Genomic DNA, 26853 nt, shown 5'->3' on the forward strand with positions numbered 1-26853 from the left:
TCAAGCCTCGTACATCCAGCGCAGCGTCTGGGCCAAAGGCACTGGGTTGATGGCGCCAACCACGCCGGCCAGCTTGCTGTTGTCCCCCACCAGGCGCACTACTTCGTTGGCGCGCACGAAGGCGGGATTGACGCGCACGTCGATGTCGTAGCCGGCAATGTCATTCATCATGGCCAGCGCTTCACCCAGCGAATACGCGGTGCGCGAACAGATATTGTAGGCATGGCCCGCCGCTGCGGGCGCATGGTCCAGCAATGCGCGGTAGCTGGCCGCCACCATGCGCACATCGGAAAAGTCGCGCCACACGTGCAGGTTGCCCAGCTCGATGGTGGGCGACTTGCGGCGGAAATGCGCGACGATCTTCGGCAGCAGGAAGTTTTCATGCTGGCCCACACCCGTGTAATTGAACGGGCGCGTAATAATAATCGGCAGCTTGTCCATCCACAGCCGCGCCATGTATTCCATGGCCAGCTTGGAGACAGCGTAATCATTGGCCGGCGCCGGCGGCGTCTGTTCGTCCAGCAGCGGCAGATCCGCATTGCCGTAAATATTCGCGCTGGATGCGACCAGCACGGCCGACGGCTTTTTCGCTTGCGCAGCCAGGGCTTCCAGCAAATTGCGCGTACCCATGACATTGACGTTGTAGAACTGGCCAATGTCGGCATGCGCGACAAACGCAATGGCGGCCAGGTGCACCACCACGTCCGGCTGCACTTGCGCCACGGCTGCCGCCACGGCGGCGCGGTCAGTCAAATCAACCGCCAGCAAGCCTTCGCCTTCCGCATGGCCCGGCACCGACGTACCCACGACACGGTAACCGGCCGCCTGCAATTCCGCGGCCACATAACGGCCGGTAAATCCCGCCAGGCCGGTCACCAGCGCGGTCTTGCCTTCGCCTTCACGGCGCGGCGACAGACATTGCAGGGTTGCGTCCATCAGAACGAGAAACCAGCCTGGTTACGGCGCAGGTCCGCTTCCACCATCATCTGGCACAGTTCTTCCAGCGTGGTTTTCGGTTCCCAGCCCAGTTCTTCCCTGGCCTTGGCCGGATCGCCAATCAGCAGATCCACTTCGGCAGGACGGTAAAACTTCGGCGACACGCGCACCAGCACTTTGCCGGTTTGCGCATCATGGCCCGTTTCCTGGTCGGCGCTGCCCTGCCATTCAATCGCGATACCGGCAGCCTTGAAGGCCATCGTCACGAAATCGCGCACGGTTTCCGTACGGTTGGTCGCCAGCACATAAGTATCCGGCTTGTCGGCCTGCAGCATGCGCCACATGCCTTCCACATATTCCTTGGCAAAGCCCCAGTCGCGCTTGGCGTCCAGGTTGCCCAGTTCCAGCACGTCCAGCTTGCCCAGCTTGATCTTGGCCACGGAATCCGTGATCTTGCGGGTGACGAATTCGCGGCCGCGCAGCGGCGATTCGTGGTTGAACAAGATGCCGGACGAACCGAAAATGCCATACGACTCGCGGTAGTTAACAGTCATCCAGTGCGCATACAACTTGGCCACGCCATACGGGCTGCGCGGGTAAAACGGCGTATCTTCCTTTTGCGGGATCGCTTGCACCTTGCCGAACATTTCCGACGTGGATGCCTGGTAGAAACGGATCTTTGGATTAACGATGCGGATGGCTTCCAGCAGGTTGACGACGCCGACGCCCGTGATTTCCGCCGTGGTGACAGGCTGTTCGAACGAAACGCCGACAAAGCTTTGCGCCGCCAGGTTATAGATTTCATCGAAGCCGCCGTTTTGCAACAGGCGGATCGACGACGACAAGTCCGTCAAGTCGTACTCAACCAGGCGCAGGTTCGGGTGATTTTGAATGCCAAGCTCTTCAATACGCCAAAAGTTAACCGAGCTGGTGCGGCGGTAAGTACCGGCCACTTCATAACCTTTGCTCAACAGCAATTCGGCGAGATAGGCGCCGTCCTGGCCGGTGATACCCGTGATGAGCGCTTTTTTGGTCTTTTGCATGGTATTGAATTTATGACAAACAAAATGGAATAGCCGGATATTGTAACAGAGAGCCCAACAGGCCCCGTCAGCACGTTTGGCGCATTACAGAAATTACATATTGTTACATAGAAAGAAAAAAAAACCCCGGTTTTTAGCCGGGGTTTGTGCAGTGCACCTATGGCCAGTACTTATGTGCCGCTGTTTTTACGCTGCGCCACAGCATCGACGACGCACAGTGCCGTCATATTGACGATACGGCGCACGGTGGCCGATGGCGTCAGGATGTGCACTGGCGCTGCGCAGCCCAGCAGGATAGGGCCAATGGCAATGCCGTTGCCGGCCGCCGTCTTCACCAGGTTGTACGCAATGTTGGCAGCATCGATATTCGGCATCACCAGCAAGTTCGCGTCTTGCTGCAAATACGAATCCGGCATGATTTTCTGGCGCAGTTTGCTGTCCAGTGCCGTGTCGCCGTGCATCTCGCCATCGACTTCCAATTCAGGAGCCTGTTCGCGTACCAGCGACAGCGCCTTGCGCATTTTTTGCGCAGATTCGCTGTTGGACGAACCGAAGTTCGAGTGCGACAGCAGTGCTGCACGCGGCACCATGCCAAAGCGGCGCATTTCATCGGCCGCCATCACCGTCATTTCCGCCAGCTGTTCAGCTGTGGGGTTTTCATTGACGTGGGTATCGAGCATCGCCAGTTGACGTTCCGGCAGCACCAGGATGTTCATGGCCGCGTACACATTGGCGCCGGGTTTCTTGCCCAGTACCTGGTCGATATATTTCAAGTGCAGGTCAGTGGTGCCGAAGGTGCCGCAGATCATGCCGTCCGCATCGCCCTTCTTGATCATCATGGCGCCGATCAGCGAATGGCGGCGGCGCATTTCCAGACGCGCGTATTCCTGCGTGACGCCCTTGCGGCTGGTTTCCTTGTAATACTCTTGCCAGTAAGTGCGGTAACGCTCGTCGTAATCCGGATTGATGACATCGTAATCAACGCCCTGGCGCAGGCGCAGGCCGAATTTCTGCACGCGCGATTCCAGCACGGCCGGACGGCCCACCAGGATAGGACGCGCGAGACGTTCATCGACCACGACTTGCACGGCGCGCAGCACGCGCTCTTCTTCGCCTTCCGCATACACGATGCGTTTCAATTCGGCCGGGGTCTGCTTGGCCATCGCGAAGACCGGCTTCATGAAGGTGCCGGAGCGGTAAACGAATTGCTGCAAGTGGTCCGCGTACGAATCCAGGTCCTTGATCGGACGGGTTGCGACGCCGGAATCAAATGCTGCTTGTGCCACGGCCGGTGCAATCTTCGTCAGCAGGCGCGGATCGAACGGCATCGGGATCAGGTATTCTGGACCGAACGACAGGTTCTGGATGCCATACGTGGTCGCCACGATGTCCGACTGTTCGGCGTGCGCCAGGTCGGCAATCGCGTGCACCACGGCGATTTCCATTTCACGGGTAATCGTCGTGGCGCCGCAATCGAGCGCGCCGCGGAAGATGTACGGGAAGCACAGCACGTTGTTGACCTGGTTCGGGTAATCCGAACGGCCGGTACAGATGATGGCGTCGCCGCGTACGGCCTTGACGTCTTCCGGCAGGATTTCCGGATTCGGATTGGCCAGCGCCAGGATGATCGGGTTCGGCGCCATTTGCTTGACCATGTCTTGCTTCAGCACGCCGCCAGCCGACAGGCCCAGGAAGATGTCCGCGCCGGCAATGCATTCAGCCAACGTACGGGCAGTGGTATCGCGCGCAAAGCGTTCCTTGTCCGGATCCATCAGCTCGGTGCGGCCTTTGTAGACCACGCCCGCCAGGTCAGTCACCGTAATGTTTTCAATCGGGAAGCCCAGGTCGACCACCAAGTCCAGGCAAGCCAGTGCCGCGGCGCCGGCGCCGGATACCACCAGTTTGCACTCCTTGATGTTCTTGCCAACGACTTTGATACCGTTCAGGATGGCCGCGCCCACAATAATCGCCGTGCCGTGCTGGTCGTCGTGGAAGACCGGGATCTTCATGCGGTCGCGCAGCTGGCGTTCAATATAGAAGCACTCTGGCGCTTTGATGTCTTCCAGGTTCACGCCGCCGAACGTTGGTTCCAGCGAAGCGATGATGTCGCACAGCTTGTCAGGGTTCGATTCATTGATCTCGATGTCGAACACATCGATGCCGGCGAACTTTTTGAATAGCACCCCCTTGCCTTCCATCACAGGCTTCGCCGCCAGCGGGCCGATATTGCCCAAGCCGAGCACAGCCGTACCATTGGTAATGACTGCTACCAGGTTGCCGCGGGAAGTGTACTTGTAGGAATTAGCGGGATCGACAACGATCTCTTCGCAAGGGGCTGCTACGCCGGGGGAGTACGCGAGCGCTAGGTCGCGCTGATTGGTGAGTTGCTTGGTGGGGGTGACGCTGATCTTACCGGGTTTGGGACATTCGTGATACTCAAGTGCAGCTTGACGTAATTGCTGACGAATTTCCTCTTTCTTATCAGATGACGAGTCCATGCTGATGTGGCCTTCCTATTTGTCTATCGGAAAGGCCAAATTTTAGCAGAGGGCTACTTCTAATTCCCTAGGTATTTTCACCAACTCCGGGTGAAAAACTATTGACTTAAAGGTTGTAATAGATTTTTTATATACAGGCACACTCCTTAATATCATAAACATATAACCAGTGCAGACTTATCTCAGAAAGTGCATTTATAAAATAAGTTGTTTCATATACCGGTATAGCGCCTGCAACAGGGCGTTTTAGCCCGCTATTCCTGCTGGACACTGGCTCGTCCCAGGCATAGACTGGCTCCATTGCATTCTTTGAAAGGGGACGCAATGAGCAACCAGTTCTGGCACCGCAGCTTCCTCACTTCCCGCATACTGTTCCCCCTCACGTTTATTCTTTTATTGTTCGCCCAGCAAGGTAGCGATATGGCCGCCATGCTGGCCGCCACGTCCGTCGCCTCGGCCATGCTGTGGCAATACAGCGCGCGCCGCCAGCGCAGGCGCCCCAACGTCAGCTACGCGCCCATGCAGCTGGATGACGAACACCGTGCGTAAGCGCCGCCGCCCATCCGCTACCGGCAATTACCCCGCTGGCATTTTCGCCGCAGCCACCATCGGCGCAATGCTCATTGTCGTGCAAGTGCCATTGAGCAGCGCCATGTTTGTGGCCGTGCTGGGAGTGGCCATCTGGGCGCTGATCGCCTGCGTGTGGTTACTGGTGCGTCACAGCCGCAGTGGCGGCGGCAGCGGCAGTAGCAGTGATTGATGCAGCAATCGTGCTGCGCGGCGGCGGTACAATGCCGCCATGCTCTCCGAATTCGACCTCATCAAACAATACTTCGATCGCTCCCGCCCAGGTAAAGCCGTGCTGGGCATCGGCGACGATTGCGCACTGCTGGCGCCCGCGCCCGGCATGCAGACCGCCATTTCCTCCGACATGCTGGTCGAAGGCCGCCATTTCTTTGCCGGTGAAGATGCGCGGCGTCTGGGCCATAAATCGCTGGCCGTGAATTTATCCGACCTGGCCGCCATGGGGGCAAAACCCGTGGGCTTTACTTTGGCGCTGGCATTGCCGTCCGCCGACCAGGCGTGGCTGCAAGGCTTTTCACAAGGCTTGTTTGCACTGGCCGATGCGCACGGCTGTGAATTGATCGGCGGCGATACCACCAAGGGCCCGCTGAATATCTGCATCACGATTTTTGGCGAAGTGGCGCCCGGCCACGCGCTGCGGCGCGATGCGGCGCAGCCGGGCGACGATATCTGGATTTCCGGCACGCTGGGCGATGCACGCCTGGCGCTGGCCGGTTATAACAATGAACTGGCCTTGACTGCGGAAGAACAAGAGGCAGCCGGGTTGCGCATGCACTTGCCGGCACCGCGCGTGGCGCTCGGCATGCTGCTGGCGTCGCAGCGCCTGGCCCGCGCCGCGCTGGACATTTCCGACGGACTGGTGGGCGACCTGGGGCACATCCTGAAGAAGTCGCAGGTGGGCGCCACGCTCAATGCCGATGCGCTGCCTTGCGGGCCGGTGCTGGCCACCAAGGACATCGGCTTGCGGCGGCGCTTCATGGCGGCGGGCGGCGATGATTATGAATTGTGCTTTACGGCGCCAGTGTCGTCGCGCGATGCGATCATCGCGGCCGGCGCGCAGTGCGGTACGGCTGTGACACGGGTCGGTGTTATTGACGCGGCGCCGGGGTTAAGGCTGGTCGATGCGGATGGAGGGACGCTGGCGTTGCAGCTGCAAGGATTTGACCACTTTGCGGGCACGGCGGGTTCGTAGACCCCGCCCTACGGTCTGGGGCCGGGCAACATCCACGCTAGGCCAGCGCGGTATGGTCCTGGTCGGGATTGCCCACCTGGCGCCCCGTGCCATGCATCAGCCAGTAATGGTGGAATGCCAGCCGCACATTGTCCCGCAACTGCGTATCGTCCCACGGCTTCGTATAAAAGCGGTAAATCGCGCCCCGGTTGATGGAGTCCAGCACGGCTTCCACACCCGTATAGCCGGACAGGATGATGCGTATCGTGTCCGGGTACATTTCCTTGACCTTGCTGAGGAATTCCGTGCCGCTCATGATGGGCATGCGCTGGTCGCACAGGATCACTTGCACGGGATATAGCGCCAGCAATTCAAACCCTTCCGCCGGCGACACGGCGGTCAAAATACGGTAGCCGTCGCGCCGGAACAGGCGGTGCAGCGATGACAGCACATTGACGTCGTCATCGACGATCAGCAGCGTTTGCGGCGTTTCCGCCGACAGGCTCGCATCGGGCGGCAACGCTTTGCCGGCTTCCACCAGTTGTCCCAATTCATCGGCCGCCAGCGGACGGCTGAAGAAGTAGCCCTGGATTTCATCGCAGCGGTTGCGCCGCAGGTATTCGAGCTGCGCGCGCGCTTCCACACCTTCCGCAATCACGCGTAATTTCAGGCTGTGCGCCATGCTGATAATGGCCAGGGCAATGGCCGCATCGTTGGGATTGGTCGTGATGTCGCGCACAAACGCGATATCGATCTTCAGCTTATCAATGGGGAAGCGCTGCAAATACGACAGGCTGGAATAGCCGGTGCCAAAATCATCGATCGCACACTGGACGCCCAGTTCCTTCAGCCGCGTCAGCATGGCGGTGGTGCGCTCCGCATTTGACATCAGCGCGGTTTCCGTCAATTCCAGCTCCAGCAAATCCGGCGGGACACGGTGCCGCTCCAGCGCCGCGCGCACGCCCTGCTCCATGTCCCCTTCGATGAACTGGCGGCTCGACACGTTGACGGCCACGTGCACGGGCCCCACCATCGAGCGGTTCCATGCCGCGATCTGCCGGCACGCGGCATCGATAATCCAGGCGCCGACACGCGTGATCAAGCCGGTGTCTTCCAGCACTGCCACGAATTCCGATGGATATACCAGCCCCACGCCGGGGCGCTGCCAGCGGATCAGCGCTTCCACGCCGCTGATACGGCCTGTGTTCAAGTTGACCTTAGGCTGGTAATGCAGCACGAATTCATCTTCGTCCAGCGCGCGCCGCAGCGCCATTTCCAGGTCCAGCCGCGCCAGCACTTGCACATTCATGCCGGCCGTGAAGAAGCGGTAGCCGTCGCGGCCCGCCTGCTTGGCCCGCTCCATCGCCGTATCGGCATATTTGACGAGGGTTTCAGGGTCCGTCGCATCGTCCGGGTACATGGCTATACCGATCGATGCCGTCAATGCGGCGGGGTGGCCATCGAGTTCAAACGGCGCGTGCAGCGCTTCGCGCACTTCATTGACGACCGCCAGCACGTCTTGCTGGTCGCGCGTCATGGTCAGGATCAGGCCGAATTCATCGCCGCCCAGGCGGCCCACGGTATCGCGGATCCGTACGCACTGCACCAGCCGGCTGCTGAATTCGCGCAGCAATGCGTCGCCCGCGCTGGCGCCCAGCGTATCGTTGACGCTCTTGAAGCGGTCCAGTGCAATGAACAGCACGACGATCTGCCACGCTTTATCGCGCGCGACATCGATGGCGTCATGCAGTGTCTGGAAAAACAGCGTACGGTTCGGCAAGCCGGTCAGCGTGTCGTAATGGGCCAGATGGCGCAGCCGTTCTTCCGCCTGGCGGCGCTCGGTAATGTCGCGCGCCACGCAGATCACCGTGCTGGCGCTGTCCGCCATATGCACTTGCCAGTACAGTTCCACCGGAACCGTTGTCAAATCCTTGCGCGTCAAGTCTTGCTCGAACAGCTGGGGCGCGCGGGCGCCGTCGCAGGCCGCATCGCGCGCCTGGTGAATGCGCCGGGCCAGTTCATCGCGCGCCCCCAGGCCGATGCGGGTCAATAGCGGCGCGGCAACCGGCATGGCGGCGGACGCGGACAGCAGCGCTCCCGGCAACGCGCCGGATTGAACCGCTGCGCCTTGCGCCAGCATTTCTTCGCGCCGGAAACCCAGCATGCGGCAGGCGCCGTCGTTGATGTCGACCAGCGCCAGCGTGGCGGGATCGATCAGGAAAATCGCGTCAGCCGTGGCATCCATCGCGCTGCGGAAACGCTGCAAATCCGCCGTGCGTTCACGCACCGTCTGTTCCAGCAGCGCGTTATAGTTCTTCGCTTCGCGGTGCATCAGCCGCACTTCCAGCATGCTGCGGATGCGCGTCAGCACTTCAATGGGATCAAACGGCTTGCTGACGAAATCGCGCGCCCCTGCTTCCAGCGCGGCCAGCTTGTGGTCGGGCTGCGCCGTCACCACCAGCACAGGCAAATACCCGTCCGTCTCCAGCGGCTTCAACGCTTCCATGACGGAAAAGCCATCCATGCCCGGCATTTGCAAATCCAGGATGATCAAGTCGTAGCGGTTTTGCTCGTGCCACGGCGCGACCACGCGCGGGTCCGTCGTGGAACTGACGGCCGTGTAATTGGAAGAAGTTAGCAGGTATTCAAGAAGCTGGACATTGACCGCCTGATCATCAACTATCAAAATCCTGGCGCCCAGAATGTCCGCTTGCGTAATCATGTGCCTACCCTGCCGTCCTTTCTGTCATTGAGGTACGCCACCGTACTGTTGATGGCATCCGTGAACTCATCGATGTTGATGGGTTTGATGAGGTAACGGAAGAATCCTGCCGCAATTCCTTTTTCCACGTCGCGCGGCATGGCATTGGCTGTCAGCGCAATGACGGGAATGTGGCTGGTGCGGGGATCGGCTTTCAGCAATTTCAGCGCGTCGATACCATTAACGCCCGGCAAGTTGATATCCATGAGGATGATGTCTGGCTGGTGCGCGCGCGCCAGTTCGATGCCCAAATGGCCGTCCGGCGCCGCTACCAGCTGCAAATCCGGCCGGAAGCTGATGATTTCCTGTACCAGCTTCAAATTGGCGGGATTGTCTTCGACATACAGCAGGGTAGTGGGACGCGACATCGCAGGCGAGTCGGCCGGCATCGCATCGGCAATGGCTTGCCCCGCATCCGGCAACAGGCGCAGCGGCTCGGCGGCCCGCAATTCAATCCAGAACATGCTGCCCACGCCCTGGCTGCTGGATACGCCAATCACGCCGCCCATCAATTCCACCAGCCGCTTGGTCACCACCAGGCCGATGCCGGTCCCCTCTTCCGCGCCGGTTTCCTGGCCCAGGCGGTTAAATGGCTGGAATAGCTGGGCGATCTGTTCCGGCTTCAGTCCCATGCCCGTATCCTGCACGGACAAGCGCGCCATGTCGGGCGCCTGCATCGAGCAATCGACCACCACGGCGCCGCCTTCGCGGTTGTACTTGATGGCGTTCGACAGCAAATTCAGCAGGATTTGCTTGAGGCGCGTGCGGTCCGCCGCAACATTGATGTTGCACGCGGGCGGGAACAGCAGGCGGATGCCGCGGTTGCCCGCCAGCGGCGCCGTCATGGTCTGGCATTCCTGCAGGATTTCGCCCAGGTCGACCGGTTCCATCGACAGCGCCACGGCGCCCGACTCAATCTTGGCCAGGTCGAGGATTTCATTAATCAAGGTCAGCAAATGCCGGCCGGATTTCAAAATGTGGCTGGCGAATTCCTTCTTTTGCGCCAGCGTCGACGGCAGCTTGTCCGACGTGAGGATTTGCGCGAAACCGAGGATGGCGTTCAGCGGCGTGCGCAATTCGTGGCTCATCGACGACAGGAACGCGGACTTGGCCTGGTTGGCGCTCTTGGCTTCTTCCATCGCCATCGCCAGTTCGCCATTGATGGCTTCGAGCTGCAAGGTGCGTTCATGCACGCGTTCTTCCAGCGCTTCATTCAGGCGCATGACTTCATGCTGCGCTTCTTCACGCTGTTCCATTTCGCGCGCCAGCTCCAGGTTCGACGACTCGAGTTCGTGCTTGCGTGCTTCCAGTTCCTTGGCGCGCGCTTCGATTTCACTGAGCATGGTATTGAACGATTCCACCAGCTGCGCCACTTCATCTTCACTGGTGCGCGGCGCGCGGCGCGAATAATCGCCGGTGGCAATCACGTCGCGCGCCACGTCGCGGATATCGAGGATGGGGCGCGTGATGATGAAGTCGGTGCGGCTCATGATCAGGTAGGCGATCACCATGGCCGGCAGCATCACCAGCAGCGCAATCGTCAAATAGTCGCCAAGGCGGCCCACCATTTCATAATCGGCCCGCAAATACACGGTGCCCAGTTTTTCGCCATTGTCGACAATATGGCGGAACAACGTCAGCTTGCCCGCTTGATAGCGCACGCCCTCTTCCTCCACACCGGTGGGGAAATGCTCATCCTGGCCAGGCGCGACATAGCTGGCAAACAGCTTGCCCTTGGCATTGAAAATGGCGCCGGCGTTGACTTTCGGCCGCAAGCGCAGCAGCGCCAGGGTTTCCTTGGCCAGGCGCTGGTCATCAAACGCCAGCGCGGCCGTCGACATATGGCCGATCAATTCCGCCTGCGTGGCCATGTCGGCCGTCACGCTCTGGTGGTAGGCGCGCAAGTCATACGCGATGATGGTGGCCAGCGACACCAGCAGCGCCACCAGCGTGGACAACATCACCACGCCCAGCAATTTTTGCCGTAATGAGCGCAAGGCAATCATGACGCCCCCGTATTCACGCGGTAGGCAGCGGACAGCATGCGGGCGCTGATGCGGATGCGCGCCGTCGCCGCAGGTTTCAATGCAACTTCAAAACGCAGGCGGTCATCCGCCACGACAAAATTAATCATGCTGCCATAGGCATAGGCTTCTTCACTGTCGGAAACCGTCAGCAATGGCTGGTTGCGGGTGGCATTCATGACTTCGGCCAGCGCAGCCTTGTCCATCGCGCCAAGAAACAGGATGTGCACGTTGCCGGGCGCTTCGCCCTTCTTTAATTTGCGCACGACCAATGGACGGCCGTTGGCGGTGTGGCCTGCCACGGTTTGTTCCAGCTGATCCGCCAGCGCATCGGCCGCCATGACGCCAATCACGACGGGACTGTCCGGCCGCACGAAGCTGCCTTCGGGCCACTCGACAAAACCAGCGAATTTATACAGGTAGGCGGCCTTGATCTGGCGCTCGACAGGACCGGATGGATCGGCGTAGGCGAATATGGGCAGGCAGGTGAGCGCCAGTAGCAGGCTCCAGAGTTGGAACAGATAACGCGGGGGCAAATACGCCATGGATAATCGGCCCAGGAAACGGCAATCGGATTGTGCCCGGCACCGCTGTGCCGCATCGACTATTGTATCGCTCCATCGCACATGTGTGCACCTGATCAGAGACGTCTGTGCGTCATTGCTGGCTTGCAATTTGATTGTCGGGGACTTCCCAATCTGTGTGGCTGGGCTAGAATGGGCGCGGTCCAAATATGCGGAGCAAGAAGTGAACAAGGCAACGGAAGCGCTGGCCATCAACGTGGGTACAGCACTGCAGCACAAAGGCTGGATGCTGGCCACGGCGGAATCGTGCACCGGTGGCGGGGTGGCGCAAGCCGTTACGGATATAGCCGGTTCGTCGGCATGGTTTGACCGGGGGTTTGTCACGTATTCCAATGCGGCGAAAACCGCCATGCTGGGCGTACCGGCGGCGCTGATTGCGCAGCATGGTGCGGTCAGTGAAGAAGTGGCGGCTGCCATGGCGGCTGGCGCGGCCGGCAGCAGTTCAGCGCAGGTTGCCGTCTCCACCACCGGCATTGCAGGACCTGGCGGCGCAGTGCCGGGCAAACCGGTTGGCACCGTATGGTTTGGCTGGTCGGTGGCTGGCGTGGTGCAGACGGAGCGCGTGATATTTGATGGCGACCGCCAGGCGGTGCGTGAGCAGGCCGTCGCGCACGCGCTGCAGGGTTTGCTGCGCCGGCTGGCATGACAGTGCGGCGCGGGTTTGTACTGTGCGGCTGGCTGCTGCTGGGCGCGGCCATGCATGCGCGTGCGGCCGTCCAGGACGGCGGGCCTGTGCGCGCCACAGTCTTTGCAGCCGGCGACATTGCGGATTGCCGCTATAGCCGCGCACCGTATTCCGGTGCGGCGCGCACGGCGGCGCTGATCCAGGCCGGGCCTGCTGACGCGACTGTTTTGAGCCTGGGCGACCATGCCTATCCTGTTGCTACCTCCGCTACGCTGCACGGCTGTTATGACGCGACGTGGGGAGCGTTCCGCGAGCGGACGCGGCCTGTCTTGGGCAACCATGATTATGCGGGGGGCAAGGCTGATGCGTATTACCAGTATTTCGGTGCGCAAGCGGGGCCGCCGAAGCGGGGCTATTACAGTTTCGAGCTGGGCAACTGGCGCCTGTACGCGCTGAACAGCCATTTGAAGGGGGCCGACCATGCGGCGCAGCTGCAATGGCTGAAGGATGAACTGGCATATCATCCGGCCCGCTGCACGCTGGCGTACTGGCACGTGCCGCTGTACAGCTCGGGAGGGCATGCGGCCGATACGCACATGCGCGAAGCGTGGCGCTTGCTGCATGCGGCGGGGGCGGAACTGGTGCTGTCCGGCCATGACCATGATTACGAACGGTTCGAGCCGATGGATGCGGACGGGCGGGTTGACTTACCCAGAGGCATGCGCCAATTCGTGGTCGGCACGGGCGGCGCGTACCTGACGCCATTCCTGTGGCCACAACCGGGCAGCGCCGTGCGGCTCAACAGCGGCCACGGCGTGTTGAAGCTGGAATTACTGGATGACGGCTACCGCTGGCAATTCACGGCAGTCGATCCCGGCGGCCCCGCCCCAGAATTCCCCGCCCCCCTCCAGCAAGACAGCGGCAGCGCCCGCTGCCACTAACCCCGTGGGGTCAGACGTGCATTGATGCATTCCCCGGCTGGGGTCAGTCGTGCATTCGTGCATCCGGCTTCCTGCGCTCCCCCTGCTGTTGCAGGCGCTATGGCCAAAAGCCCCTTGCAGCAGCCACACCGATATTGCACGCGCGGGGGCCGGGCCTGGCCGTAACAATATGTGCCCAGGTCCCTTGCTGCGGTTACCTGGGCATTTCCATGCCGCTCGATTTGACAATGCACGAATGCACGTCTGACCCCGCGGGGGGGACGCACGAACGCACGTCTGACCCCATTGTGGTAACATATGAATACCTATTCAAATGTTTATTATGACAACCTCCCCTGTTTCCGACGCCGCCGTTGCGCAGCTGGCGGATTTATTTCATTTGCTGGGCGATCCGACCCGCTTGCGCATCGTGCTGGCGTGCCTGAAAGAGCCTATCGCGGTCGGTGAGATTGCTGCATCGCTGCAACTGTCCGGCTCGCTGGTGTCGCACCACTTGCGCCTGCTGCGCGCCGCGCGCATCGTCAAATCGGAACGCCAGGGCAAGCAAGTCTTTTATTCCGCCGCCGATGCCCACATCAGCGGCGTCCTCCACGATATGCTCGAACACATTGCCGAACCGGACTGACACCATGGGCCACGACCACCACCACGCACACGGCCATGACCATGGCCACGATCACGGCCACAAAGGCTGCAGCCACGGCAAGCATGACCACGGCCACGGACACCACCATGGCCACGGGCACGGCCATCACCACCACGGCGATCCCAACAGCCAGGGCCGCGCCTTCGCCATTGCCATTGCCCTCAACGCCATCTTCGTCGCGATTGAATTCACGTACGGGTTCCTGGCCAATTCCACCGCGCTGATGGCTGACGCGGGCCATAACCTGTCCGACGTACTGGGCCTGGCGCTGGCCTGGGGCGCCGCCATCCTGGCCAGGCAGGCGCCCACGACACGCTATACCTATGGTTTGCGCAGCAGTTCCATGCTGGCGGCGCTGTTCAACGCCATGCTGCTGATGGCTGCCTGCGGCGCCATCGCGTGGGAAGCCGTGCTGCAATTGATGCACCCGTCGCCGGTGGCCGGCGCCACCGTGTCCATCGTGGCCGCCATCGGCATAGCCGTCAACGGCGGTTCCGCCATGCTGTTCATGTCCGGCAGCAAGGATGACATCAATGTGCGGGGCGCTTACCTGCACCTGGCCGCCGATGCCGCCATTTCACTGGGCGTGCTGCTGTCCGGCGTCGCTGTGATGTTCACCGGATGGACGTGGCTGGACCCGGCCGTCAGCCTGGCCATTGTCGCCATCATCATGGCGAGCACGTGGTCGCTGTTGAAAGAATCGCTGAAGATGGTGATGGCCGGCGTCCCGGATTCCGTCAATGCGGACGCCATTGAACAATTCCTGCGCAGCCGCGAAGGCGTGCGCGACGTGCACGATTTGCACATCTGGGCCATGAGCACGACGGAAACCGCACTCACGGCCCACCTGGTGATCCCTGGCGGCTATCCGGGCGACCAGGCTATCGATGACATTGCAGCGCAACTGAAAGCGGAATTCTCCATCCACCACTGCACGTTACAGGTGGAAAAGGGCACCACTGAACATGCGTGCTGCCTGAAATCCAGCTAAGGCTGCTTTAAGGCTGGTCCGCCAAACCAGCGTACAAGGCCGTACTCAAATAGCGCTCGCCAAACGACGGGATGATCGTCACGATCAGTTTCCCCGCGTTTTCCGGGCGCTGCGCCACTTGCATCGCAGCCCACAGCGCGGCGCCCGACGATATCCCCACCATCAAGCCTTCCTGCGAAGCGGCCAGGCGCGCGGTTTCAAACGCATCATCGTTTTTCACGCAGATCACTTCGTCGTATACGTGTGTGTTCAGCACCCCGGGCACAAAGCCCGCGCCGATCCCCTGGATCGGGTGCGGCCCCTTGGTTCCTTTCGACAGCATGGGCGACGCCTCCGGTTCCACGGCAATGCACTGGAAAGACGGCTTGCGCGCTTTCAGCACTTCGCCGACACCGGTAATCGTGCCACCCGTGCCCACGCCGGCCACGAGAATGTCGGCACGCCCTTCCGTATCGCGCCAGATTTCTTCCGCCGTCGTGCGGCGGTGCACTTCCGGGTTGGCCGGGTTATTAAACTGTTGCAGCATCAGGTAGCGCGGGTCGGCGTCCGCCAATTCTTCCGCCTTGCGGATCGCGCCCAGCATGCCTTCGCTGCCCGGCGTCAAAATCAGCTGCGCGCCATATGCGCGCAACAGCATGCGCCGTTCGCGGCTCATGGTATCGGGCATCACGAGGGTGCAGCGGTAGCCGCGCGCAGCACACACCATGGCCAGCGCAATGCCGGTATTGCCGCTGGTGGGCTCGACGATGATGGAATCGGGACGGATTTGCCCGGCTGCTTCCGCCGCCTCAATCATCGACAAGCCGATACGGTCCTTGACGCTGTGGGCGGGGCTATAGAATTCGAGTTTGGCCAGGATTTGCGCAGGGGCGCCGGCGGCCATCCGGTTAATGCGAACGAGGGGCGTATTGCCGATCAGTTCCGTGACGTCATTGGCTATTTTCATAGGGGCTCCGAACGGTTGGCGGGAGCCCCTAATGTACGCGCTTTATTTCACGCCGACCAGTTCCACGTCGAAGATCAGTGCGGAATTGGCAGGAATGTCGTTGCCCATGGAGCGCGAACCGTACGCCAGTTCCGCCGGGATGATCAGGGTACGCTTGCCACCCACTTTCATCCCCTGCACGCCCTGGTCCCAGCCCTTGATCACCTGGCCGCGGCCCACGGTGAATTCCAGCGGCTCGCGGCCCACCGACGAATCGAATTTCTTGCCGCGCTGGTTTTTCGCCAGCGGACGGTACAGCCAGCCCGTGTAATTCACGCGCACGGTACTGCCGGCCATGGCTTCCTTGCCGGTGCCGACTTTATGGTCCGTGACGATCAACTGGTCCGCCGCCGGGCCTGGCTGGGCGGAACCGGCGACCACGGGCGCCGACGCGGCTGCCGATGCGGCGGCCGGGGTTTCTTCTGCCTGGGCGACGCCTTGCTGGCTGGCCGGCGCTTGGGCGCAAGCCTGGGTCGCGGCCACCGCAGCGAAAACAAATGCAAACAAACTACGGGTCATGATGTAATGATTCCTTCAAATTAAGGTGCGCGAATGATATCAAATGACTCCCCCACTGCCGCCAAACGCAAGCTTTTTTTCGCGCTGTGGCCGGATCCCGGCGCCCGCGCAGCACTGGCCGGGCTGCTGCCGCTGGTGCAGGGACGCCACATTCCGCCGGCCAAGCTGCACTTGACGCTGGCGTTTCTGGGACAGCAGGAAGAAGCGCGGCTGCCTATGCTGCTGTCTATCCTGAAGCGGCTTTCCGTGCCGCCCATGCGGCTGCAAATTGACTGTTTCGGGTATTTCGCCCGCCCCCGGATTGCGTGGGCGGGCATGGCGCAGCCGCCGCAGGCGTTGCTCGGCATGCAAGAACAATTGATGGCCGAGCTGGCGGCGGCCGGGTTTGATCCGGCCACGCACGGGGCGTTCAAGCCGCACATAACGCTGGCGCGCGAGGCAAAACAGGCGCCAGGCGATGCAGGGTTTGCACCCGTGCGATGGGATGTGCCGCAAGTGGCGCTGGTGGAGTCGGTGGTGGCGACAGGGGAATATGTACCTGTCGCCTTCAAACCTTAATCAGCCTGCACCGGCTTCACCTGGTCCGCCAATTTGCGCAGCACGTGGCTGGCCGCCACCATGCCAAAAGTCGCAGTGACTACCATCGACGAGCCAAAGCCCGCGCAGTTCAAGCCCGTGACGCCGGGCGCGCGGTCATCGCCATCGACCGAGCACACTTCGCCGGTTTCCGGATATTGCAGCGGTTCCATGGAAAACACGGCATCCACATTGAACTTGTTTTTCTCGCCGCGCGGGAAGCCGTAGTCGCTGCGCAAGCGGCGCCGTACTTTCTTCAACAGCGGTTCCTGTTCGGTCCTGGCCAAATCGCGTATGGCGATCTTGGTCGGATCCGTCTGCCCGCCCGCGCTGCCGATGATCACCAGTGGAATGGCTTTCTGGCGGCAATACGCGATCAGCGCCGTTTTGGCCTTGGCGCTGTCGATCGCGTCGACCACGTAATCATAGCCATGCGCGCCGATCATTTCATCGAGGTTGTCGGGCGTGACAAAGTCTTCCACTTGCGTGACTTTGCAATACGGATTGATTTGCGCAATCCGCTCAGCCAGCGCATGGATCTTGGCCTGGCCGATGGTGCCGGTCAGCGCCTGGATCTGGCGGTTGATGTTCGATTCCGCCACATTGTCGAGGTCAATCAAGGTCAGGTGGCCGACCGCGCTGCGCGCCAGCGCTTCCACGATCCACGAACCGACACCGCCCACGCCCACGACGCACACGCGGGCGTCGCGGAAGCGCTGCAGCGCGGCCTGGCCATATAAACGGCCGATACCGCCAAAACGGCGGTCAAAATCAATTTCTTCCAAGTCCGGCTGGCTGCCGGACAAGTTTTCTGGGCTAGATAAGGCATTCATCCCGTCATTTTAACGGACAATCTTTTAGAATCTCCCTATTGCCATTCCAGCCACCCACCATCATGAGCACATCCCTGTTCGACACCGCCCCCGATTTCAGCCAGCCCATCGCCGTCCTCAAGCACTGCCACGACCGCATCCGCAAGCAATTGGCCACCCTGCAAAAGCTGCAGGCCCACTTGCCGCAGCACGGCGCCGATCAAGAGGCACAGCAGGCAGCCCAGGCCATTTTGAAATATTTCAACAATGCAGCCCACCTGCACCACGAAGATGAAGAAATCAATTTGCTGCCCATGCTGCAGGCAACGGCGCAAGGCGACGATGCCGCCTTGCTGCAAGACCTGGCGCCGCGCATCCTTGCACAGCACCAGCAAATGGATAGCGATTGGCTTATAATAAAAGCACAACTTGACAAAATTGCCACAGGAGCAGACCGCGTATTGACGGCAGCATCCGTTCAGCAATTTGTCGATGCGTATACAGCGCACATGGACATCGAAGAAACGCACATTGCACCGATGGCGAAACGCTTGTTCAGCGACGGGCAAATGCGCACGCTGGGCGACGCCATGCAGCAGCGGCGCGGTATTGAACCCAACGCGCAGCCGGCGGTGCAAGCGCCACCGCCGTCGCCGCATACGGCGGTGGCCAGCGGCGTCGATATCGCGGACTTGCGCCTGGATTACGGCCGCGCCAGCCTCGATGAAAGCGATGTACTGGACCACCCGGTCGACCAGTTCGCCAAATGGTTCGATGAAGCCATGAAAGCGGAAGTATTTGAAGCCAATACGATGAGCGTGGCAACAGTTGGCCGCGATGGCAAACCCAGTTCGCGCATCGTGCTGATCAAGCAATACGACCAGCGCGGCTTCACGTGGTACACCAATTACGACAGCCAGAAAGGCCGGCAACTGGCGGAAAACCCTAACGCGGCACTGCTGTTTTTCTGGCGTGAACTGGAGCGCCAGGTGCGTATCGAAGGGCGCGTGGAAAAAACCACGAGCGAGGACAGCGACAAGTATTTCTATAGCCGTCCCGTAAAAAGCCAGCTGGCGGCGGTGGCTTCGCAGCAAAGCGAACCAATTGCCAGCCGCGAGCAGATGGAGACGAATTATGCGGCCGTGGAAGCGGCCAGCGGCGGTCATCCGCAGCGTCCGCCACACTGGGGCGGCTACCGGCTGATCCCGGAGCGCGTGGAATTCTGGCAAGGCCGCGCTTCCCGCTTCCATGACCGCATCGTATTCACCTTGCAGCCGGACGGCAGCTGGACCAGGCAGCGGATCCAACCCTGATCCGCCCCAGTCCATCCAGCCCCTCCGGCCGCGGCACAGCCAAGATGGCCGGAGGGCAGCGTGTTTTTTCAATCGATCTTTCAATCGCGGATCACTGCATGGATGGCGCAAGTGCGGCAGCAAATGGCGCTGCCGCTGCGCATCGAACTGTGGAATGGCCAGCAACTGGACTTTTCTTCCGACATTCCCCGTGTGACGATCCGTATCCCGCACCCTTCCGCCGCACGCTACCTGCTGTCGCCGTCACTGGACAACATGGGCTCGGCCTATGTGGAAGGAGCGATCGAAGTGCGGGGCGCCGCGCGCGACATGATCGCCATCGTCAATGCGCTGGCCCGCACCACATTGGCCCAGCCGGGCCGCGCCGCCAAAGTCGTGCGCAACTTTGTGCACAGCAAAGCCAAAGATGCGGAAGCCATCCGCTACCACTACGACGTATCCAACGAGTTTTACGCGCAATTCCTCGATCCCGCCATGGTGTATTCGTGCGCTTATTTCGAACATGGCGATGAAGACCTGGCCACTGCGCAGCAAAAGAAGATTGACCATATCCTCACCAAAATCCGGTTGCAGCAGGGCCATATGCTGCTCGACATCGGCTGCGGCTGGGGTGCGCTGGTGATCCGCGCAGCGCAGCGTTTCGGCGCGCGCTGCGTCGGCATTACACTGTCGGAAAACCAGTATGCACTGGCGCGCCAGCGCGTCGAACAGGCGGGGCTGGCGCACCTGGTGGAAATCCGCTTGCAGGATTACCGCGATATCCGGGGCACGTTCGACCGCATCACCAGCGTCGGCATGTTCGAGCACGTGGGACGGCGCCATTTGCCGGAATATTTCGCCGCCATCGCGCGGTTGCTGTCCGACGATGGCGTGGCCATGAACCATGGCATCACGAGCACGGATCCGGACAGCGGGGAAACACCCTATGGCGGCGGCGAGTTCATCGATAAATATGTGTTCCCGCAAGGGGAACTGGTGCATGTGGGCGAAGTGTTGAAGACCATGCAGCAGGGCGGACTGGAAGCGTACGACGTGGAAAACCTGCGCCGCCATTACGCCCGCACGTGCGCACTGTGGACCGACAATGCGGAAGCCCAAGCGGAACAAATGCGCGCCATGGGCGGCGACAAGCGCTACCGCATCTGGCACGTCTATCTGGCGGGGTGCAGCTATGCGTTTGACCAGGACTGGATCAGCCTGTACCAGATCGTGTGCGGCAAGGCGGGGCGGCACTCGCAGGGGCTGCCGTGGTCGCGGCGGTATATGTATCGCTAGCTATGCGCGCTCAATCACCGCTTTCAGTTCGCTGTAGACGTCCTGCAGCGCCGCCTCCAGCGCATCAAGATCGCCCACGCCGGACGCTGCAATGGCCCGCTGCGCGCCAAAGTTCACCAGCACGCCCTTCAAACTGTGGAGGGCGCGGGACGCGCGGTCATCGTCGCCGGCCTCCCGCGCTGCCAGCACTTCGCGCCACAGCTGCGGCCCATCCTGCAAGAACAGCGCAGCCAGTTCATGCAATAAATCTTCATCGCCATCGAGCCGCAACAGCGCGGCATGCCAGTCCAGCACCGGCGCCGCCGCTTGCGCCACATACGGCGCCAGCGCATGCCGCAAACGGGCCAGGTCAATAGGCTTCGACAGATAATCATCCATGCCCGCTTCCAGGCACCGCTCACGGTCACCCGCCATGGCCCGCGCCGTCATGGCGATGATGGGCACGTGGCGCTTACCGCCATGTTCCCATTCACGGATATGGCGCGTGGCGGCCAGGCCATCGAGCACCGGCATTTGCACATCCATCAGCACCACGTCAAATTCGTGGCGGGTGGCCAGCTCCAGCGCAGCCACGCCGGTACCGGCCAAGGTTGGGCGGTGCCCCAGCTTTTCCAGCAGGCGCAACGCCAGGCGCTGGTTGACGGGGTTGTCTTCGGCCAGCAGCACGCGCAAGCTCCCCGGGGACGCCGCGTGCGCCTCGCCCGCCTCCGGCTGCTCCACATCTTGCGCCAGCATGGCGCCATCCGCCGCCGTTGCGGCCGGACGCAGCGCCACGGCCGCCAGTCCCGTATGGCGCAGCGGCACCGTGAACGAAAACCGGCTGCCCTGACCTGGCTCACTGCTGACACGCAATTCCCCTTGCATCAAAATCACCAGGCGGCTGCATATCGTCAGCCCCAGCCCCGTGCCGCCAAACTGGCGCGTGGTGGAACCGTCGACCTGGGCAAATGGTTCGAAAATCAATTGCAGCTTATCTTCCGGGATGCCGATGCCCGTATCGAGCACGGTGAAGCAGATTTCACACTGCTGATCGTCATCGCGCTCCAGCGCCAGCGCCACTTCCACGTAGCCGGCCGGCGTGAACTTGATGGCATTGCCGATCAGGTTGATCAATACCTGGCGCAAGCGCCCCGGATCGCCCCGCACATTGCGCGGCAGCGACGGCGGCAGCACGCAACGCAACTCCAATCCTTTCTGGTTCGCCCGCAGCGCCATCACGCGCACGGCGTCTTCCACCATTTGCCGCAAGTCGAACGGCACATCTTCGATGTCGAGCTTGCCCGCCTCCACCTTGGAAAAATCCAGGATGCCGTCAACGATGTTCATCAGCGCTTCCGCCGACGCCTTGACCAGCCCGATATCGGCGCGCTGCTGCGGCGTCAGGTCCGACTCCAGCACCAGCTCCGTCATGCCGATAATCCCATTCATCGGGGTGCGGATTTCATGGCTCATATTGGCCAGGAATTCACTCTTGGCGCGGTTGGCGGTTTCCGCCGATTCCACGGCCCGCTGCATGGCGTCGCGTGCGGCGCGCTGTTCGCTGATGTCGGTGAAATAGCCCAGCATGTATTCGCTGCCGCCGCTGCTGATGACGCTGCGCGAGACAATCACGTCGCGGGGCGGATCAAAGCCCATCAGGCGCCGCTCGCTTTGGACGGCCTGGCCCTGCCACGCCAGCGCATCTTCGCGCCGTGTCGCTTCCGCCCAGCGCGGCGACGCGATGTGCTCGATGGTGCGGCCCAGGATTTCTTCGCGCGTGCGCTGCGTATATTCCTCGAACCGCTTGTTAAAGCGCAGGTAGTGGCCGGCGCGGTCTTTAAGAAAGATCGGAATCGGCAACTGGTCGAGGATTTGTTCCGTCAATTGCTGGTTGTGCAGCGCATCGTCTTCGCGGTTCAACTGCAAATCCTGCAGCAGCGATGCCAGCCGGCGCGCTTCTTCGCGCCCGCTGCGCGTACCGAGGCCGTGGCGGGCTGCTTCCTGGTGCAGCAGCAGGTTTTCCGCGCGCACCAGCGCCAGCTCCGCTTCCACTTCGCGCAGCCGCGGTTCCAGCCCAGGGTCGGCCCGTTCGCCTTCCTGCAACAGCGCCACCAGGCCATTGGCCAGCGCTGTTTCGCCAATCGCCCGCAACGACGCCAGGCGGTGCGCCATTTCTTCTTCATTGACGGCGCCCAGCGCCCGCCGGATCAGTTTCAGCAGGCGGAAGTACTGCATGTCAGGCCCCGCCGGCGGCGGGTTCCGCTGCGTGCCCGGGATCTTCGTAGCGGGCGCGGATAGCGTGCACGTCATCCCAGCGCGCCAGCAAGGCCGCCACGCAGCGGGGATCAAAGTGGCTGCCGCTGTTATCCAACAGGTACTGGCGCGCCGCATCCATGGTCCACGCGCGTTTATAAGGACGGCGGCTGGTCAGCGCATCGAATACGTCGGCCACCGCCACGATGCGGCCGGCCAGCGCAATGGCGTCGCCCTGCACGCCATTCGGGTAGCCGGTGCCGTCATAGCGCTCGTGGTGCGTCAGCGCGATGGTGGCGGCCAGCTGCAGCATGGGCGCCTGGCTGCTTTTCAGGATGTCATAGCCGATTTGCGCGTGCTGGCGCATGACCGCCATTTCCTCGTCCGTCAGCCGGCCCGGCTTCAGCAAAATCTGGTCGGGCGTGCCGACTTTGCCCACGTCGTGCATGGGCGCCGCATTGAAAATGTCTTCCTGCTCTTGCGGCGGCAAGCCCAGTTCTTCGGCAATCAGGCGTGAATAATGCGCCATGCGCAAAATGTGGGCGCCGGTTTCCGGGTCGCGGTATTCCGATGCACGCGCCAGCAGCATGATGGTTTCCTGCTCGCGGTCGCGCAATTCGGCCGTGGCCTTGGCCACTTCATCGGCCAGCCAGCGCGCGCGGTGCTGCAGGCTGGCGGTGGCGCGCCGCAGTTGCAGCATATTGCGCGTGCGGGCCAGGAATTCGACTTTGTCGATGGGTTTGATGAGGAAATCGCTGGCGCCGTTTTCCAGCGCGCGGTGCCGCACTTCGACATCCATGCTGGCCGTCACCATCAGCACAGGCGGCCGTTCGCGCGGATCGCCCTGCAGCCGGGCGATCAATTCCAGCCCATCCATGTCCGGCATCATGTAATCAATGATCAGCAAGTCCCACGGATGGCTGTTGCACCAGTCCAGCGCCGGCTGCGCAGCCTGGAACGTCACGGTTTGCACGCCATCGAGCTTGCCGATCAGGCGCGACATCAACACCAGGTTGATGTGGGTATCGTCGACGATGACTACATTCATCAACCCGCGCTCCCCCTTGGTAACAGCCCGCTACTTCAGGCGGTTGCTGTGCATTTTGCGGAATTTGACGACTTTGGGTTCCACCACGAACGCGCAATAGCCTTGCAGCGGGTGCTGGGCAAAGTAATTCTGGTGATAGTCTTCGGCGCGGTAATATGGTTGCGGCGGCGATAATTCCGTGACGATGGGCGCGTCCCACACCGCCGCCATTTCCGCCATCACCTGGCGCGCCGTGGCTTCCTGTTCCGGCGACTGGTAATAAATCACGGAGCGGTACTGGGTGCCGACGTCGTTGCCCTGGCGGTTCAACGTGGTGGGATCGTGGATGGTGAAGAAAATTTCCAGGATATCGCGGTACGAGATGACGGCCGGGTCAAACTCCAGCTTGACCACTTCGGCATGGCCGGTGCCGCCTGTGCACACCTGTTCATACGTGGGGTTGGGCTGTTGCCCGCCCGTATAGCCAGATTCCACGGCTGTGACGCCCCGCACCTCCAGGTAAACCGCTTCGATACACCAAAAGCAGCCGCCTCCCAAGACAGCGGTTTCCATGGTCATACAGCCCCCTGAACAGAGATCACTTTCATAAAGGCTACTGTAACGCAAATGGGTCCAGACTGCATCCCTGCGTTCTTTGGCATAATGGCGGAAAGATACAGGCATCTCCTATGAATATAAGCTCCCCCCGCGCCGAGTCGCGTGAATTCGATTCCCTGCATTTCCGGCAGGCGCTGTCGCAATTCGCCACAGGCGTCACCGTCATTACCACGCGCCTCGAAGACGGCAGTTTTCGCGGCTTGACGGCCAGTTCCTTCAATTCCGTGTCGCTGGACCCGCCGCTGGTGCTGTGGAGCCTGGGCACGTCCGCCAACAGTTTGCCGATTTTCAGCGGCAATTCCCATTACGTCATCAATGTGCTCAATGCGGACCAGGCGCACCTGGCCAAGCTGTTTTCCCGCCGGACCGATGACCCGTGGGAGGGCGTCGAATATGAATTGTCGCGCACCGGCATGCCGATTTTAAAAGGGGCGATTGCGTGGTTTGAATGCCACAACCGCAGCCGCTACCCGGAAGGCGACCACGTGATTTTTGTCGGCGAAGTGGAAGAATGTGCAATTGCCCCCCAGGAACCGCTGATTTTCCATGGTGGACAGTTCGGCAAGCTGAAGTAGTGTCAAAAACGGAAATTTGGTGTCGCCATTTGAAAAGCCGCGCCGGAAACACCGTTCTAGAATGGCGGGATCATCCACCATAACGAGAGACTATTACGATGAGCCAAGCCCGCGCGCAATTCCACTGGGATGATCCCCTGTTGTTGAATAGCCAGCTGAGCGACGACGAGCGCATGGTGCGCGACGCCGCCGCGGCATATTGCCAGGACAAACTGGCGCCCCGCATCCTGGAAGCCTTCCGCCACGAGCGCATGGACACCAGCATCTTCCGCGAAATGGGCGAACTGGGCCTGCTGGGCCCGACGATTCCGGAACAGTACGGCGGTCCGGGCCTGAACTATGTCAGCTATGGCTTGATCGCGCGCGAAGTCGAGCGTGTTGACTCCGGCTACCGCTCGATGATGAGCGTGCAGTCGTCGCTGGTCATGGTGCCGATTTATGAATTCGGCACGGAAGCGCAGAAACAAAAATACTTGCCAAAACTGGCTACTGGCGAATGGATTGGCTGCTTCGGCCTGACCGAACCGAACCACGGTTCCGATCCTGGCTCGATGGTGACGCGCGCCCGTAAAGTGGCAGGCGGCTACGAGCTGACCGGTTCGAAAATGTGGATCACCAATTCGCCGGTGGCCGACGTGTTCGTCGTGTGGGCCAAGGATGACGAAGGCGCGATCCGCGGCTTCATCCTGGACAAGGGCATGAAGGGCTTGAGCGCCCCGGCCATCCACGGCAAATTCGGCCTGCGCGCTTCGGTGACTGGTGAAATCGTCATGGATAGCGTGTTCTGCCCGGAAGAAAACGCGTTCCCGGACGTGCGCGGCTTGAAAGGCCCGTTCACCTGCCTGAACTCGGCACGCTACGGTATCGCGTGGGGCGCCATCGGCGCTGCCGAAGATTGCTGGCACACTGCCCGCCAATACACGCTGGACCGCCACCAATTCGGCCGTCCGCTGGCGGCGAACCAGCTGGTACAAAAGAAGCTGGCCGACATGCAAACGGAAATCACGCTGGCGCTGCAAGGCTGCCTGCGCCTGGGCCGCATGAAGGATGAAGGCACGGCTGCCGTGGAAATCACGTCGATCATGAAGCGCAATTCCTGCGGCAAATCGCTGGACATCGCCCGCACGGCCCGCGACATGCTGGGCGGCAACGGCATCTCCGACGAGTTCGGCATCGTGCGCCACATGGTGAACCTGGAAGTGGTCAACACGTACGAAGGCACGCACGATATCCACGCGCTGATCCTGGGCCGCGCCATCACGGGTATCCAGGCATTCCAGTAATCGCAAACGCCTGAAACAACAACGCCGCAAGGGTCATCCCTGCGGCGTGTTTCTTTTTGGTTTGGTGCCTGGCACCAAACCAAACGCCGCAGCGCTCTGCACGCTGCGGCGTTTTACTTTCAGACCCGGAAGCGGCTTACCATTTCCAGTTGAAGTTGTGGCCGATCGAGATGGCCACAGCGGTCGGGTCCAGGCGCGCAACCTGGGTCTGGCCCGTCGAATACGTTGCCGTGGTCTTCAACTTGGTCTTGATGACGTTCACGTCCACGAACCAGTCTTGTTTGAACGACACGGTGGTGCCCAGTTTGTAGCTGAGCGCCCACTTGTTTTTCATCGAGAACGTCACTGGCTTGCCGCCTGGATCCAGTACAGCCGTCAACTGGCCGGAACCCGTTTCATTGCGGAACATCGCATACGTGATACCCAGGCCAGCGTAAGGACGGATCATGCTGGTTGGCTGGAACAAGTGGTAATTGATGAACGCAGTCGGCGGCAACACTTCCGACGTGGCCATCTTGCCCGTGCCTTCCAGCGCGCCGGCGCCGTAAATCTTGTGCTTGTATGGCACGCCCAAATCCATTTCCGCGGAAATGTTGTCAGTTAACATGCGGGCGATGGTAACGATAGGCTGCATGTCGTCGCCAATGTCAGCCTTACTGTTCGGCAATGCCGGCGCGGACACCGGTTCGCTCTTCACATCCGGCATCACATTGTTCAGGCCGACCTTGACCGTATATTGACCAGCCGACTGTGCCGAAGCACCAGACGCCGCACCCAGCGCCGCGGCCAGCGCCAACAATTTCACTGCGTTATTGATTTGTTTGTTCATTGTG

Annotated in this window: 25 protein-coding genes; 12 read left to right on the forward strand and 13 right to left on the reverse strand. The window is 61.2% G+C overall.

Going from position 1 to position 26853, the window contains the following annotated elements:
- From GM668_RS03310 to GM668_RS03320, 3 genes are all read right to left on the reverse strand, one after another.
- Entirely contained in the window at positions 1–936 is a 936-nt protein-coding gene (locus GM668_RS03310; protein ID WP_155437461.1) for an NAD-dependent epimerase/dehydratase family protein, read from the reverse strand.
- Positions 936–1979 carry a GDP-mannose 4,6-dehydratase gene (gmd, locus tag GM668_RS03315; protein ID WP_155437462.1) on the reverse strand — a complete coding sequence of 348 codons (1044 nt, stop codon included), beginning with the start codon at positions 1977–1979 and terminating at the stop codon, positions 936–938. Before gmd ends, GM668_RS03310 begins: the two co-directional genes overlap by 1 nt.
- Positions 1980–2149: 170 nt before the next feature.
- Positions 2150–4477, reverse strand: coding sequence for an NADP-dependent malic enzyme (locus GM668_RS03320; RefSeq protein WP_155437463.1), 2328 nt, complete (start codon positions 4475–4477; stop codon positions 2150–2152).
- 324 nt (positions 4478–4801) lie between these two features.
- Here GM668_RS03320 and GM668_RS03325 point away from each other — a divergent pair, with 324 nt between their 5' ends.
- From GM668_RS03325 to thiL, 3 genes are read left to right on the forward strand one after another with little or no spacing between them, the layout of a single operon-like run.
- The gene (locus GM668_RS03325) at positions 4802–5026 is read left to right on the forward strand and encodes a hypothetical protein (RefSeq protein WP_155437464.1); all 225 of its coding nucleotides are present in this window, start codon (positions 4802–4804) and stop codon (positions 5024–5026) included.
- Positions 5007–5237 carry a hypothetical protein gene (locus GM668_RS03330; RefSeq protein ID WP_155437465.1) on the forward strand — a complete coding sequence of 77 codons (231 nt, stop codon included), beginning with the start codon at positions 5007–5009 and terminating at the stop codon, positions 5235–5237. The genes GM668_RS03325 and GM668_RS03330 overlap by 20 nt, the downstream gene beginning before the upstream one ends.
- 39 nt (positions 5238–5276) lie before the next feature.
- Positions 5277–6254 (forward strand): thiamine-phosphate kinase, encoded by a 978-nt coding sequence (gene thiL / locus GM668_RS03335; protein WP_155437466.1) that lies wholly within the window; start codon positions 5277–5279, stop codon positions 6252–6254.
- Between the two features lie 37 nt (positions 6255–6291).
- Here thiL and GM668_RS03340 read toward each other — a convergent pair whose 3' ends face one another.
- The 3 genes from GM668_RS03340 to GM668_RS03350 are packed head-to-tail and all read right to left on the reverse strand — an operon-like array spanning position 6292 to position 11563.
- Positions 6292–8955: an EAL domain-containing protein gene (locus tag GM668_RS03340; protein WP_155437467.1), complete on the reverse strand. Its 2664-nt coding sequence runs from the start codon at positions 8953–8955 to the stop codon at positions 6292–6294.
- Complete coding sequence (locus tag GM668_RS03345) at positions 8952–11000, reverse strand: sensor histidine kinase, YfiR-like protein-associated (RefSeq protein ID WP_155437468.1); 2049 nt, start codon at positions 10998–11000, stop codon at positions 8952–8954. Before GM668_RS03345 ends, GM668_RS03340 begins: the two co-directional genes overlap by 4 nt.
- On the reverse strand, positions 10997–11563 hold the full coding sequence (locus GM668_RS03350) for a TOL_0243 family YfiR-like periplasmic protein (protein WP_170305459.1): 567 nt from the start codon (positions 11561–11563) through the stop codon (positions 10997–10999). Before GM668_RS03350 ends, GM668_RS03345 begins: the two co-directional genes overlap by 4 nt.
- Before the next feature lie 202 nt (positions 11564–11765).
- Between GM668_RS03350 and GM668_RS03355 the strand changes: the two genes are divergently transcribed.
- From GM668_RS03355 to GM668_RS03370, 4 genes are all read left to right on the forward strand, one after another.
- Positions 11766–12248: a CinA family protein gene (locus GM668_RS03355; protein WP_170305460.1), complete on the forward strand. Its 483-nt coding sequence runs from the start codon at positions 11766–11768 to the stop codon at positions 12246–12248.
- A complete protein-coding gene (locus tag GM668_RS03360; protein WP_155437470.1) occupies positions 12245–13168 on the forward strand; it encodes a metallophosphoesterase family protein in 924 nt (307 codons plus the stop codon). The genes GM668_RS03355 and GM668_RS03360 overlap by 4 nt, the downstream gene beginning before the upstream one ends.
- A 322-nt stretch (positions 13169–13490) precedes the next feature.
- Positions 13491–13793: an ArsR/SmtB family transcription factor gene (locus GM668_RS03365; RefSeq protein ID WP_155437471.1), complete on the forward strand. Its 303-nt coding sequence runs from the start codon at positions 13491–13493 to the stop codon at positions 13791–13793.
- 4 nt (positions 13794–13797) lie between these two features.
- Positions 13798–14805, forward strand: a complete 1008-nt coding sequence (locus GM668_RS03370; protein ID WP_155437472.1) for a cation diffusion facilitator family transporter — start codon at positions 13798–13800, stop codon at positions 14803–14805.
- A gap of 7 nt (positions 14806–14812) precedes the next feature.
- Here GM668_RS03370 and cysK read toward each other — a convergent pair whose 3' ends face one another.
- Positions 14813–15751: a cysteine synthase A gene (gene cysK, locus GM668_RS03375; RefSeq protein WP_155437473.1), complete on the reverse strand. Its 939-nt coding sequence runs from the start codon at positions 15749–15751 to the stop codon at positions 14813–14815.
- Between the two features lie 42 nt (positions 15752–15793).
- The gene (locus GM668_RS03380; protein ID WP_155437474.1) at positions 15794–16309 is read right to left on the reverse strand and encodes an FKBP-type peptidyl-prolyl cis-trans isomerase; all 516 of its coding nucleotides are present in this window, start codon (positions 16307–16309) and stop codon (positions 15794–15796) included.
- Between the two features lie 33 nt (positions 16310–16342).
- Here GM668_RS03380 and thpR point away from each other — a divergent pair, with 33 nt between their 5' ends.
- On the forward strand, positions 16343–16867 hold the full coding sequence (gene thpR, locus GM668_RS03385; protein ID WP_155437475.1) for an RNA 2',3'-cyclic phosphodiesterase: 525 nt from the start codon (positions 16343–16345) through the stop codon (positions 16865–16867).
- On the opposite strand, the gene tcdA is transcribed toward thpR, so the two are convergent.
- On the reverse strand, positions 16864–17718 hold the full coding sequence (gene tcdA / locus GM668_RS03390; protein ID WP_155437476.1) for a tRNA cyclic N6-threonylcarbamoyladenosine(37) synthase TcdA: 855 nt from the start codon (positions 17716–17718) through the stop codon (positions 16864–16866). The genes thpR and tcdA overlap by 4 nt on opposite strands.
- Before the next feature lie 62 nt (positions 17719–17780).
- Between tcdA and pdxH the strand changes: the two genes are divergently transcribed.
- Together pdxH and GM668_RS03400 are read left to right on the forward strand one after the other, a co-directional pair.
- Positions 17781–19010: a pyridoxamine 5'-phosphate oxidase gene (gene pdxH / locus GM668_RS03395; protein WP_155437477.1), complete on the forward strand. Its 1230-nt coding sequence runs from the start codon at positions 17781–17783 to the stop codon at positions 19008–19010.
- A gap of 102 nt (positions 19011–19112) precedes the next feature.
- Positions 19113–20285 carry a class I SAM-dependent methyltransferase gene (locus tag GM668_RS03400; protein WP_155437782.1) on the forward strand — a complete coding sequence of 391 codons (1173 nt, stop codon included), beginning with the start codon at positions 19113–19115 and terminating at the stop codon, positions 20283–20285.
- On the opposite strand, the gene GM668_RS03405 is transcribed toward GM668_RS03400, so the two are convergent.
- Genes GM668_RS03405 through msrA form a run of 3 tightly spaced genes read right to left on the reverse strand, consistent with a single transcriptional unit; the run spans position 20286 to position 24123 of the window.
- Positions 20286–22499, reverse strand: coding sequence for an ATP-binding protein (locus tag GM668_RS03405; RefSeq protein WP_155437478.1), 2214 nt, complete (start codon positions 22497–22499; stop codon positions 20286–20288).
- A gap of 1 nt (position 22500) precedes the next feature.
- Positions 22501–23565, reverse strand: coding sequence for an HD domain-containing phosphohydrolase (locus tag GM668_RS03410; RefSeq protein WP_155437479.1), 1065 nt, complete (start codon positions 23563–23565; stop codon positions 22501–22503).
- 30 nt (positions 23566–23595) lie between these two features.
- Positions 23596–24123: a peptide-methionine (S)-S-oxide reductase MsrA gene (gene msrA / locus GM668_RS03415; protein ID WP_155437480.1), complete on the reverse strand. Its 528-nt coding sequence runs from the start codon at positions 24121–24123 to the stop codon at positions 23596–23598.
- A gap of 110 nt (positions 24124–24233) precedes the next feature.
- On the opposite strand from msrA, the gene GM668_RS03420 reads away from it, so the two are divergent.
- Together GM668_RS03420 and GM668_RS03425 are read left to right on the forward strand one after the other, a co-directional pair.
- Positions 24234–24737: a flavin reductase family protein gene (locus GM668_RS03420; RefSeq protein WP_155437481.1), complete on the forward strand. Its 504-nt coding sequence runs from the start codon at positions 24234–24236 to the stop codon at positions 24735–24737.
- A gap of 98 nt (positions 24738–24835) precedes the next feature.
- A complete protein-coding gene (locus GM668_RS03425) occupies positions 24836–26020 on the forward strand; it encodes an acyl-CoA dehydrogenase (RefSeq protein ID WP_155437482.1) in 1185 nt (394 codons plus the stop codon).
- A gap of 136 nt (positions 26021–26156) precedes the next feature.
- Here GM668_RS03425 and GM668_RS03430 read toward each other — a convergent pair whose 3' ends face one another.
- Positions 26157–26849, reverse strand: a complete 693-nt coding sequence (locus tag GM668_RS03430; protein WP_155437483.1) for an OmpW/AlkL family protein — start codon at positions 26847–26849, stop codon at positions 26157–26159.
- Positions 26850–26853 lie beyond the last annotated feature (4 nt).

It is taken from the genome of Pseudoduganella ginsengisoli (assembly GCF_009720865.1).
Taxonomy (GTDB): Bacteria; Pseudomonadota; Gammaproteobacteria; order Burkholderiales; family Burkholderiaceae_D; genus Rugamonas; species Rugamonas ginsengisoli.